Raw genomic sequence first — 12,162 nt, forward strand, 5'->3', positions numbered from 1 at the left:
TATGAAAGAGAGAGTCACTAGTGCCCCTTGTGCTTCTCTCTACGTTTTTGCTGTTTGCGTTCAAATTTCTCTTGCTTGAGCAATTGCTTTTGGAGACTAGACTGTTGTTTTGAATGCTTTTTTTGTTCCTCGTGCTGCAACTGTAAAAGCTCTTGTGACTTAGAAGAAACTTTCTGCTTCACCTGTTTCTTTACAGCTCGCTGCAGACGCTTCGGATTCTTAATCTTCACATGCTGTTTGACTGTTGCCTCTGGACTAAAAGATAACCGAACAAACTGAGTCTGTAAAAGTTTCAAAATTTCATCCTCTTTTGGTTCCTGACCAAATGTCACTCGACAAACTTGATAAGTTCCCTCGTACTCTTGTTCAAACAATCCATGCCAAAATCCATCTTCAAAATAAACTGTCAAGCCAATTGAAACGATTTCCACGACAGCACCTCCTTAAATCTATCCCTAAGAATGGACAACCAAGGAGGAAGGTTACTGATAGGCTTGCCTACGTCTGGACTACCAACCAGAACTGTGTTTTTATCTTAGTTGGGACTATTATAGCATAATCCAATTTAAAAATCCTCCAGATTCTACTCTGAAGGATTCCTATCTTATTTCACAACGATATTTACCAGCTTGTTCGGTACCGCAATCACTTTCACGATTTCCTTACCGTCAATCTCCGCTTTAACTTTTTCGTCAGCGAGAGCAATTTCTTGCAATTCTTCGCGTGAGAGGTCTTTAGCGACCATGAGTTTGGCACGGACTTTTCCTTTGATTTGGACGACGATTTCGATTTCGTCTTCAACCAATTTGCTTTCGTCCCATGTTGGCCAAGCTACATAAGAGATGGACTCACCTGTTGCTGCAACTGTTTGCCAGAGTTCTTCTGCCAAGTGAGGCGCAAATGGTGCAATCAATTGGATAAAGCTTTTTGCATAGTCAACATAGAGCTTGTCTTCCTTGTTAGCCGCGTTGACAAAGACCATAAGTTGGGCAATGGCTGTGTTGAATTTCATGGACTCGATTTGCTCAGTGACAGCTTTGACTGTTTCATTGTAGACCTTGTCAAGAGCACCATTATTTTCCGCAGCGATTTCTTTACTTGTAATCAAACGGTAAACACGGTCGAGGAATTTACGGCTTCCTTCCAAACCTTCTTCAGACCACGCAATTGAAGCATCAAGCGGTCCCATGAACATTTCATAAACACGAAGGGTATCAGCACCGTATTGTTCCACTACGTCGTCTGGGTTGACAACGTTTTTGAGCGATTTAGACATCTTGGCTGGCGCTTGCTCCAACTCTTCTCCTGTTTCCACATGGAAGAAGGAACCATCACGTTTTTCAACCTTATCAGTCGCTACAAGAGCTCCACGGTGGTCACGGTAGCTTGTTCCCAAAATCATCCCTTGGTTAAAGAGTTTTTGGAATGGTTCCTTAGTCGGAACAACACCGAGGTCATAGAGGAATTTATGCCAGAAACGAGCGTAAAGCAAGTGAAGCACAGCGTGTTCTGCACCACCCACATAGATATCGACTGGCAACCATTGTTTGAGGAGATCCTCATCAGCCAATTTCTCAGTATTGTGTGGGTCAATATAACGGAGGTAGTACCAGCTTGAACCAGCCCATTGTGGCATAGTGTTTGTTTCACGACGACCCTTGACACCATCTTCACGAGTCACTTCTAGCCAGTCGGTCAAGTTAGCCAATGGGCTTTCCCCAGTACCTGAAGGGCGGATGTCCTTAGTTACAGGCAAAACAAGTGGCAATTCACTTTCTGGAACAGCTGTTGAAGTCCCATCTTTCCAATGAATAATTGGGATTGGCTCACCCCAGTAACGTTGACGGCTAAAGAGCCAGTCGCGGAGACGGTAGGTGATTTTCTCTTGACCACAGCCTTTTTCTTCCAACCAAGCGACAATCTTGGCAATAGCGTCTTCTTTGTTCAGTCCATCTAGGAAGTCTGAATTGACATGAAGACCGTCTTCTGTGTAAGCAGCCTCTTCAACGTTTCCACCTTCAAGCACTTCGACGATTGGAAGGTCAAATTGTTTGGCAAATTCCCAGTCACGTTGGTCGTGGGCTGGCACAGCCATAACCGCACCTGTTCCATAGCTAGCAAGAACGTAGTCAGCAATCCAGATTGGGATTTTTTTACCATTGACAGGGTTGATGGCATAAGCACCCGTCCAAACCCCTGTTTTTTCCTTGGCAAGGTCGGTACGAGCCAAGTCAGACTTGAGACTAGCTTGGTGTTTGTAGTCTGCTACGGCTTCAGCTTGTTCTGGACTGACGATAGCATCTACCAAATCATGCTCAGGCGCCAAGACTGTGAAGGTCGCACCGAAAAGAGTATCAGGACGAGTGGTAAAGACGGTAAATTCCTTGTCAGTCCCTTTCACTTTGAAAGTTACATTAGCACCAGTTGATTTACCAATCCAGTTGCGTTGCATATCCTTGATAGACTCTGGCCAATCCAACTCATCCAAGTCGTTAAGCAAGCGCTCTGCATAGGCCGTAATTTTGAGCATCCATTGGCGCATTGGTTTGCGGACTACTGGATAGCCACCACGCTCAGAAGTTCCATCAGGAAGCACTTCTTCGTTGGCAATGGCCGTTCCCAATTCTTCCACCCAGTTTACTGGTACTTCCGCTTCATAGGCCAAGCCTTTTTCGTAAAGCTTGGTGAAAATCCACTGAGTCCATTTGTAGTAGTTTGGATCTGTTGTATTGACTTCACGATCCCAGTCGTAAGAGAAGCCAAGTGCATTGATTTGACGTTTGAAGTTGGCAATATTTTCCGCTGTAAATTCTGCCGGGTCATTCCCCGTATCCATAGCGTATTGCTCTGCAGGCAAACCAAAGGCATCCCATCCCATTGGGTGAAGGACATTGTATCCTTGCGCACGTTTGTAACGGCTGAGGATATCGGTTGCTGTATAACCTTCTGGGTGTCCTACGTGCAATCCAGCTCCTGATGGATATGGGAACATATCGAGAGCATAAAACTTCGGTTTTGATGCGTCTGTTCCTGTCTTAAATGTATGATGTTCTGCCCAGTAGCCCTGCCACTTAGGCTCAATTTCTTTATGATTGTAAAAACTCATGCTATTTCTCCAATTTTATGATGTTACTATTATACCATTTTCAAGAGATTTTTACAGATGAAATCATGAAGTTTCCATTGATACCTATTACAAAACATACTCTAACTATTTCCTTTTAATTGACCACCAAAATTGAAAGTTGTATAATGCTAGCTGGAGGAAATAATCATGGATTTACAAACGATTTTTGCATATGGGTTCATTCTCCTTTTCATCATCACAGAAACATGGATTAAAAGGAAAACAAAATCAAACAATGAAAATAACTCTGAAGACAAAGGAAGTCGTTACATCATTATTGGTAGTGTTGTTTGTTGTCTTCTATTAATGAATGAACAACTTCTACCTTCTATAGCTCAACTGCCACATTTTTTGATCTATATTGGAATTCTCCTTTCTCTAGCCGGCTTTATATTACGTATCTATGCAGTTAATTATCTTGGGAAGAATTTTACACTTGCTGTTCAAACAACAGATAGTCAACAGTTGGTAGAAGCAGGTCCCTACTCTATAGTAAGAAATCCTGCCTATACTGGTAGCATCGTATCCATACTTGGCTTGTCAATTGTTTCATTAAATCCTCTCACAATTATTATTTGTCTCATTCTATTGGTAGTTGGTTACAGTATTCGATTAAAGGTAGAAGAAAAAGCCTTACACAATCATTTTGGAAAAGCATTTGAAACATACTGTCAAAAGGTTCACTATCGAATTTTCCCTTATATTTGGTAATTTCATTCAAATATAACATACCTTTCAACTAGATTTGACTGATTACTAAACATGATAAATATTTCTTTAATGAAGGATTGAGTTTTGCGTTATGCAAAATTCAATCCTTTTAGTTTGATTTCACTCTGTTTATATCGGATGCCACTATGTTGGACTTTAGGGTATTATTTCTCCAAAATAATTCTAGCCTTCCTTTCATAACATCTCCCAAAAATTTTTACTTTTTCGGAACTATTGATTTAAATCATATCCTTTAACTCAAAATTAGCTCCTAATCGGAGCTAACTTCTATTGATTATTTGTCTCTTCCATCTTCTCACGTCCGAGCTCTCGATAGCTACGGTCTCCAACGACTTGGACTGTAAACTGGCCGTTCTCATATTCAAGAATCGTCACGCTACCATTATCGAGACCATGCGGATGCATGCCATTAATCAGATAAACAATGGTCCCAATGGTCATTCCATGGCTTACGACGAGAGCATTGCCCCCACCTTGTTCTTCCATTTCTTTGGCAATCGCTTCAAAGCCTTCTTTGATTCGACTACTGAGTTTTTCCCAACCTTCAGCCCAGCCTGCAGTATCAACCTCAACTAGACCTTCTGCTAGCTCTGCATAGGACAACTGATGAACATGGTCTACATTGAAAATTCTCGGAATCAAGCCCATAAAGAGGTCCCCATCATAGGCCCCATCAAAACTACCAAAACACCACTCTCTGATGCGCTTGTCCATGCGATAAGGGATTTTCCCCTGCAAGCCAAGTTCCTCCAGGATAATTCCCATGGTTTGAATAGTCCGCCCTGAATCGCTGGAATAAGCGCGGTCAAATTGTAAACCAGACTCTCTCAAGCCAATTCCTAGTTCATGGATTCCCAACTCACCTTCTGCAGTCAGAGGTGTATCACTCCATCCTTGAGCACGTCCAATGGTGTTAAACATTGTTTTCCCATGACGAACCAAATACAATCTTACTTTAGACATTTTCTATCCTCCATTTTCTTCTATTATATCATGGATCAAAGAAATATTCGGTTTTCAAAAGTGAAGCCAACATTTGTAAATTATCCAAAAGAAAAGCTACCCTCATGGTAGCTTCCCTAGGAGATTATTATGAAAAAGTTTAGGATTTCTATTAAATAAAGTTAGGAGGTCTTTATTTAATGATTATAGTATACACAGTCATCCTTAAACTCATCTTAAATCCTCTCCTTTTTTATTAATTTTTAAAACTATGGATTGGAGCTGGGATTTGCCCACCGCGAGAGATGAAATCGACAGACGAAGTCCCGTTGACCTTCATAACTGGAGCTGTCCCTAGCAAACCTCCAAACTCAATCATATCGCCTTCTTTGCCCTTTGGAATAATACGGACAGCCGTTGTTTTCATATTAATAACACCGATTGCCGCCTCATCCGCAATCATAGCCGCAATGGTTTCAGCAGGCGTATCTTCCGGAATGGCAATCATATCCAACCCAACAGAACAGATAGCCGTCATAGCTTCTAGTTTCTCTAAATTCAGAGAGCCATTTTGCACTGCAGCAATCATCCCCTCATCTTCAGAAACGGGGATAAAAGCACCTGACAAGCCACCGACTTGGTTACAAGCCATCACTCCGCCCTTCTTAACTTGGTCATTCAAAAGAGCGAGGGCAGCCGTCGTCCCATGCGTACCAACTGTTTCTAGGCCCATTTCTTCAAGAACACGTGCCACAGAATCACCAACCGCAGGAGTAGGCGCCAAGCTTAGGTCTACTATCCCAAAGTCGACACCCAGTCTCTCGCTGGCCATCTGACCAACCAATTGACCAATACGAGTAATCTTGAAGGCAGTTTTCTTGACTGTTTCCGCTACTACATCAAAGCTCCGTCCACGAACTTTTTCCAAGGCACGCTTGACAACTCCAGGACCAGAAACTCCGACATTGATGATAACATCTGCTTCGCCAACACCATGGAAAGCCCCTGCCATAAAAGGATTGTCCTCAACGGCGTTAGCAAATACGACTAATTTGGCAGCTCCCATATCTGATAAGTTCGCTGTTTCCTTGATGATACGTCCCATATCTGCAACTGCTGTCATATTGATGCCTGACTTGGTTGAGCCGATATTGACGGACGAACAGACCTTTTCTGTCTCAGCTAGAGCACGGGGGATAGAATTGATAAGAATCTCATCTCCTTTTTGGTAGCCTTTTTGTATCAAGGCCGAAAAACCTCCGATAAAGTCAACACCAATCTCCTTGGCAGCCTTGTCAAGTGCCTTTGCCAAAACGACATAGTCAGTCGCATCTGTCGCTGCTCCAATCAAGGAAATCGGAGTCACCGATACCCGTTTATTAACAATAGGAATCCCAAGTTCTGCAGCAATTTCATCTCCCACAGCCACTAGATTCGCAGCTTTAGTGGTGATTTTTTGGTAAATCTTTTCAGCAGCACGATTGATATCTGGATCAATACAATCCAAAAGGGAAATCCCCATGGTGATGGTTCTGATATCGAAGTTCTGCTCCTCGATCATGGCAATGGTTTCCGTAACTTGTCTAATATCCATGATGCCCTCCTAGATATTATACATGGCGTCAAAAATCGCTGCACTTTGAATATTGATTTTAACATTCAAGGTCTGACCGAAAGTTTCAAACTCATTTCTGAGAGAGGTAAAATCCTGTTTTTCGTCACTAGAAACGACCGCCATCATGGTAAAGTATTCATCCAACACCGTCTGAGAAATATCGTCAATATTCAAACCCAACTCTGCAATCTTAGTAGACACGCCTGCAACGATCCCAGCCTTGTCCTTACCAACCACTGTAATAATAGCCTTCATTCTTATACCCCATTTCTACGATTTTTAGAAAACCTGAACGTTTTTGATTTTCTTTTTTCCTAGTATAGCATATTTCCGTAAAAAATACTAAAAAACGCCTGCTTACGAAATTGTTCTTAAACAAAAAAACAATTTCGTAAACAAGCGTCTACCCTATCAAATGATGATGAGTGTTCCCGCTAGGACCGAAGTCCCAGCGGTAGACCAGAGCTAGACTAAGAGCACAAGGCTCCATCATCATAACACTCAACAAAATTGATGATTTTATACTAATTCGATGATCGCCATTGGCGCAGCATCCCCACGGCGTGGTTCAGTTTTAAGGATACGAGTGTATCCACCGTTACGTTCAGCATAACGAGGTGCGATTTCTGAGAACAATTTTTGAAGTGCTGTAGTAGAAGTGTACTTATCAGTTGCTTCATCATAGTTTTCAGATGCGATTTCATTACGTACGAAAGCAGCTGCTTGACGACGTGCATGCAAATCACCACGTTTACCTAGAGTAATCATTTTTTCAACAGTTTTACGGATTTCTTTAGCACGAGCTTCAGTTGTCACGATTGATTCGTTGATCAAAAGGTCAGTTGTCAAATCGCGAAGCATTGCTTTACGTTGTGAGCTAGTGCGTCCTAGTTTACGGTAAGCCATGTATTCCTCCTTTATTTATCTTTTAATCCAAGACCCAAGTCAATGAGTTTGAGTTTCACTTCTTCCAAACTCTTACGTCCAAGATTTCGTACTTTCATCATCTCTGCTTCAGATTTTTCTGTCAAATCATGCACCGTATTGATACCGGCACGTTTCAAACAGTTATATGAACGCACAGACAAGTCCAGTTCCTCAATCGTACGGTCCAAAATACGGTCGTCCGATTCAGTATCAGCTTCTTTCATCACTTCTGCAGATTTAGCAATCTCTGTAAGATTTGTAAACAAATCAAGATGTTCTGTCAAGATACGTGCTGAAAGCCCTAAAGCATCTTCTGGAATAATTGTTCCATTTGTCAAGATTTCAAGGGTTAATTTGTCAAAACCATCGTTACTACCTACACGAGCAGGTTCAACTTGATAGTTGACTTTTGTAACTGGTGTATAAATAGAATCTACAGCAAGTGTTCCAACTGGCGCATTATCTTTTTTGTTTTCATCAGCAGGTACATATCCACGACCACTGTTAACAGTCATTGTCGCCTTTAGAGAAGAACCTTCACCGATTGTAAAGAGATAATGATCTGGATTTACAATCTCAATATCACTGTCAGTCAAAATATCTCCAGCTGTAATTTCAGCAGGACCTTCAACGTCAAGCTCAATGATTTTTTCGTCTTCAACGTATGATTTCACTGCAATTCCTTTAATGTTCAGAATGATTTGCATCACGTCTTCACGAACACCTGGAACTGTGTCAAACTCATGTAACACACCATCAATGTTGATAGATGTCACAGCTGCTCCTGGTAGAGAAGCTAGTAGTACACGACGAAGAGAGTTACCAAGAGTTGTACCGTAGCCACGTTCAAGTGGTTCGATTACAAACTTGCCATAATCTTTATTTTCATCAATTTTTGTTATATTTGGTTTTTCAAACTCAATCATTTAGTTACTCCCTCTTAAACGAAAAGCAGTGTAATGCGATGATTATACACGGCGACGTTTTGGAGGACGAGCACCATTGTGTGGCACTGGAGTCACATCACGAATTGCTGTTACTTCAAGACCAGCGGCAGCAAGCGCACGAATAGCTGACTCACGACCAGAACCTGGACCTTTTACAGTAACTTCAACTGATTTAAGACCGTGTTCTTGTGCAGATTTAGCAGCAGCTTCAGAAGCCATTTGAGCAGCGAATGGTGTAGATTTACGAGAACCTTTGAAACCAAGAGCACCAGCTGATGACCAAGCAATTGCATTACCATGCACATCAGTAATCATAACAATAGTGTTATTAAATGTAGCGTGAATATGAGCAATACCAGATTCGATATTCTTTTTCACACGACGTTTACGTGTTGGTTTAGCCAAGACTTTTACCTCCTATATTATTTTTTCTTACCAGCAATCGCAACAGCTTTACCTTTACGAGTGCGAGCATTGTTTTTAGTGTTTTGTCCACGGACAGGAAGTCCACGACGGTGACGAATACCACGGTATGAACCGATTTCCATCAAACGTTTAATGTTCAAGTTTACTTCACGACGAAGGTCACCTTCAACTTTGATTGCATCCACTTCACGACGGATAGCATCTTCTTGATCTGATGTAAGGTCACGTACACGAACATCTTCTGAGATTCCAGCAGCAGCCAAAATTTTCTTAGATGTTGAAAGTCCGATACCATAAACGTAAGTCAATGAGATTACTACGCGTTTGTCATTTGGAATGTCAACTCCAGCAATACGAGCCATGTTTTCTCCTTTCTATCTTATCCTTGACGTTGTTTGTGTTTTGGATTTGCTGGGCAAATTACCATAACACGACCATTACGACGAATTACTTTACAGTATTCGCAAATTGGTTTGACCGATGGTCTTACTTTCATTTCTTATCCCTCCAAGTTTTTCGATTATTTAAAGCGGTAAGTGATACGTCCACGTGTCAAGTCATATGGACTCATCTCGACAGTAACACGATCTCCCGCTAAAATACGAATATAGTTTTTACGAATTTTACCAGAAACTGTTGCTAAAATCTGATGTCCATTTTCAAGTTCAACCGTAAACATTGCGTTCGGCATTGTATCGACTACTTTGCCTTCAACTTCAATCACATCGTCTTTTGCCACGCAAAAGCACCTCCATAAATTTCGATTCGATGCCTCAAGACACAGAGGCAACAATTATAAGTCAGACTATCTCAGTATAACATTTGTCGCGATTTTTTGCAAGTATGAAAAACGCTTTATTTCAAATTTGTCAATACTTTTTCGATGTCTTTGAACACATCATTGATATCTTGATTTCCTTCGATATCATGAACTAAACCTTTAGCACGATAGTGAGCAATGATTGGTTCACCTTGTGCAATATTCACATCCAAACGATGTTTAACTGTCTCAGGTTTATCATCTTCACGTTGGTAGTAATCCTCTTCTTTGTAGTCAACTGGTGGATTGAAAACTTTGTGGAAAGTTTCACCTGTTTTGCGGTGAATGATACGGCCACTCAAGCGTTCCAAGAGACAGTCTGGATTCACTTCGATGTTGATTACTCCTTCAAGTTCAATACCAAGTTCAGCCAATGTTTCATCCAAGGCATGAGCTTGTTCAATCGTACGTGGATAACCATCTAACAAGAAACCTGTTTCTTTGATATCGTCCTGTGAAAGGCGTTCTTTAACAATACCATTTGTAACTTCGTCTGGGACCAACTCACCTTTGTCAATGTATGACTTTGCAAGTACACCCATTTCAGTTTGATTAGCCATTGCAGCACGGAACATATCGCCTGTTGAGATATGTGCAACATGGAATTTCTCCACAATTTTAGCTGCTTGCGTTCCCTTACCTGCTCCAGGTAAGCCCATAATCAAAAGATTCATGATAGGATCTCCTTATTTTATATTTAAATAGAAGCAGAAATCTATTTCAACCCCTATTTAAAAACAAAATAGAAGAGAGGAGATAAAAATCTGACAAAGTCTTCGATTTTTACACTCCACTCTCTGAGCAATAGTCAATTTTATTTCCTATTACAACTATTCTGTTGTGTCTAAGAAACCAACATACTTACGTTTCAATAGATACCCTTCCAATTGTTTAATTCCTTCAATACCTGTCGAGATAATGATTAGTAGACTTGTTCCCCCAAAAGCAACAACTTCTGAAAGGCCAAATACATCTTTAGCTACGATAGGTAAGATAGAAATGACACCAAGGAAGATTGATCCGACCGTCGCAAGGCGACGAAGAAGTTTCGACATATATTCTTCTGTCCCTTTACCAGGACGGACTCCATGAATGTAAGCTCCACTCTTTTGCAAGTTTTCTGCTGCTTTCTCTGGATTGATCTGTACAAATGTATAGAAGAATGTAAAGAGAATGATCAACAAGGCATACATAGCAACACCTGTCGGAGATGTTGTAGATAACATTTCCTGTGCTGTACGTACCCAAGCCCAATCATGACCTGTAGCACTCAAAAATTGAAGGATAGCTGCAGGTGCTGCTGTAATGGAACTTGCAAAGATAACTGGGATAACCCCCGCTGGATTTACCTTCAAAGGAAGGTATGAGCTTGATGGAGCTCCTTGAGCAACCTTTGTATATTGGATTGGGATTTTATATTCTGCCTGTTGAACATATGTTGTAAAGTAAACAATCAACAAGACAGCGATAATCAAAATAACAACAAAGATAATAGATGAAGTCAATCGGCTACTTGGAATATTGACAAAGTAGTCAACATAGATACCCTTAATCATCTCAGGAATTGAAGCGACAATACCTGCAAAGATGATCATAGAAACACCGTTTCCATATCCTTTATCTGTAATTTGTTCCCCAAGCCAAGTTACAATCATACTACCTGCTGTTAGGATGATACCAATAGTAACAAAGACTTGCGGAGTTAAATCTGTCGTTAATAATTTCGCTCCAGATAGAGTATTAAACCCTGCTGTAATCCCAATAGATTGAACAAATGCAAGCACAAGTGCAATGTAACGAGTAGCCTGATTTAGTTTTCTCCGTCCCACTTCCCCTTGTTTGCCCCATTCTACAAACTTCGGTAAAATATCCATTTGTAGCAATTGAACAACGATAGAAGCAGTGATATACGGACTTACTCCGAGTGCAAAAACAGAGAAGTTCTTCATGGCATTCCCTGAAACTAGACTAAGCATGTTTAAGAAAGATAAACCACTGAGAGCTTCTAAACTTTTTGCATTCACCCCTGGAACAGTAATACTTGTCCCAATACGGAAAACAAGAATGATAAAAATTGTAAAGAGAATTTTTGAGCGAACTTGTTTAACCTTGAGAGCTTCTTTTAATAATTTAAAAAACATGGGTCACCTCTCTTAGATGACTTCTACAGAACCACCTTTAGCAGTGATAGCTTCCTCAGCTGATTTAGAGAATTTAGCTGCTTTAACAGTCAATTTCTTAGTCAATTCACCGTTACCAAGAATTTTAACACCTGATTTTTCAGCTTTCACAATTCCTGCTTCGATAAGCACAACTGGAGTCACTTCAGCACCATCTTCAAAGACGTTCAATTGGTCAAGGTTTACAATTGCGTATTCTTTAGCGTTGATGTTGGTGAATCCACGTTTTGGAAGACGACGGAACAATGGAGTTTGTCCACCTTCAAAACCAAGGCGAACTCCGCCACCGCTACGAGCTTTTTGACCTTTTTGACCGCGACCAGATGTTTTACCGTTACCTGATGAAGTACCACGACCAACACGGTTACGTACTTTACGAGAACCTTCTGCAGGTTTCAATTCATGAAGTTTCATTATTGTTTTCTCCTCTTTTGTAAAATGCTAGC

General features: G+C 41.0%; 15 protein-coding genes. 1 reads left to right on the forward strand and 14 read right to left on the reverse strand.

Annotated elements, in window-relative coordinates; all coding sequences use genetic code 11:
• Positions 1 to 17 precede the first annotated feature (17 nt).
• Positions 18 to 431: a YjdF family protein gene (locus tag M9H69_RS08795; RefSeq protein WP_000407104.1), complete on the reverse strand. Its 414-nt coding sequence runs from the start codon at positions 429 to 431 to the stop codon at positions 18 to 20.
• 173 nt (positions 432 to 604) lie between these two features.
• Complete coding sequence (gene leuS / locus M9H69_RS08800) at positions 605 to 3,106, reverse strand: leucine--tRNA ligase (RefSeq protein WP_250315427.1); 2,502 nt, start codon at positions 3,104 to 3,106, stop codon at positions 605 to 607.
• Between the two features lie 168 nt (positions 3,107 to 3,274).
• Between leuS and M9H69_RS08805 the strand changes: the two genes are divergently transcribed.
• Entirely contained in the window at positions 3,275 to 3,838 is a 564-nt protein-coding gene (locus M9H69_RS08805; RefSeq protein ID WP_250315428.1) for a methyltransferase family protein, read from the forward strand.
• Between the two features lie 288 nt (positions 3,839 to 4,126).
• Here the strand turns inward: M9H69_RS08805 and M9H69_RS08810 are convergent, their stop codons facing one another.
• From M9H69_RS08810 to rplO, 12 genes are all read right to left on the reverse strand, one after another.
• Complete coding sequence (locus M9H69_RS08810) at positions 4,127 to 4,822, reverse strand: histidine phosphatase family protein (RefSeq protein WP_250315429.1); 696 nt, start codon at positions 4,820 to 4,822, stop codon at positions 4,127 to 4,129.
• Between the two features lie 235 nt (positions 4,823 to 5,057).
• On the reverse strand, positions 5,058 to 6,395 hold the full coding sequence (locus M9H69_RS08815) for a PFL family protein (protein ID WP_250315430.1): 1,338 nt from the start codon (positions 6,393 to 6,395) through the stop codon (positions 5,058 to 5,060).
• 9 nt (positions 6,396 to 6,404) lie between these two features.
• Positions 6,405 to 6,671 (reverse strand): ACT domain-containing protein, encoded by a 267-nt coding sequence (locus tag M9H69_RS08820; RefSeq protein WP_000644108.1) that lies wholly within the window; start codon positions 6,669 to 6,671, stop codon positions 6,405 to 6,407.
• 264 nt (positions 6,672 to 6,935) lie between these two features.
• Entirely contained in the window at positions 6,936 to 7,322 is a 387-nt protein-coding gene (gene rplQ / locus M9H69_RS08825) for a 50S ribosomal protein L17 (protein ID WP_000331493.1), read from the reverse strand.
• 11 nt (positions 7,323 to 7,333) lie between these two features.
• Entirely contained in the window at positions 7,334 to 8,269 is a 936-nt protein-coding gene (locus tag M9H69_RS08830; protein WP_000568983.1) for a DNA-directed RNA polymerase subunit alpha, read from the reverse strand.
• 42 nt (positions 8,270 to 8,311) lie between these two features.
• Complete coding sequence (gene rpsK / locus M9H69_RS08835; RefSeq protein ID WP_001118385.1) at positions 8,312 to 8,695, reverse strand: 30S ribosomal protein S11; 384 nt, start codon at positions 8,693 to 8,695, stop codon at positions 8,312 to 8,314.
• A 17-nt stretch (positions 8,696 to 8,712) separates the two neighbouring features.
• The gene (gene rpsM / locus M9H69_RS08840) at positions 8,713 to 9,078 is read right to left on the reverse strand and encodes a 30S ribosomal protein S13 (RefSeq protein WP_000090786.1); all 366 of its coding nucleotides are present in this window, start codon (positions 9,076 to 9,078) and stop codon (positions 8,713 to 8,715) included.
• 17 nt (positions 9,079 to 9,095) lie between these two features.
• Complete coding sequence (gene rpmJ, locus M9H69_RS08845) at positions 9,096 to 9,212, reverse strand: 50S ribosomal protein L36 (protein ID WP_001808836.1); 117 nt, start codon at positions 9,210 to 9,212, stop codon at positions 9,096 to 9,098.
• Positions 9,213 to 9,236: 24 nt separating this feature from the next.
• Positions 9,237 to 9,455 carry a translation initiation factor IF-1 gene (infA, locus tag M9H69_RS08850; protein ID WP_001029883.1) on the reverse strand — a complete coding sequence of 73 codons (219 nt, stop codon included), beginning with the start codon at positions 9,453 to 9,455 and terminating at the stop codon, positions 9,237 to 9,239.
• 116 nt (positions 9,456 to 9,571) lie between these two features.
• Entirely contained in the window at positions 9,572 to 10,210 is a 639-nt protein-coding gene (locus M9H69_RS08855; RefSeq protein ID WP_250315431.1) for an adenylate kinase, read from the reverse strand.
• 156 nt (positions 10,211 to 10,366) lie between these two features.
• Positions 10,367 to 11,677 carry a preprotein translocase subunit SecY gene (gene secY, locus M9H69_RS08860; RefSeq protein WP_250315432.1) on the reverse strand — a complete coding sequence of 437 codons (1,311 nt, stop codon included), beginning with the start codon at positions 11,675 to 11,677 and terminating at the stop codon, positions 10,367 to 10,369.
• 12 nt (positions 11,678 to 11,689) lie between these two features.
• Positions 11,690 to 12,130 (reverse strand): 50S ribosomal protein L15, encoded by a 441-nt coding sequence (rplO, locus tag M9H69_RS08865; RefSeq protein ID WP_000766089.1) that lies wholly within the window; start codon positions 12,128 to 12,130, stop codon positions 11,690 to 11,692.
• Between the last annotated feature and the right edge of the window lie 32 nt (positions 12,131 to 12,162).

The sequence above is a fragment of the Streptococcus oralis genome (genome assembly GCF_023611505.1).
Lineage (GTDB): Bacteria > Bacillota > Bacilli > Lactobacillales > Streptococcaceae > Streptococcus > Streptococcus oralis_CT.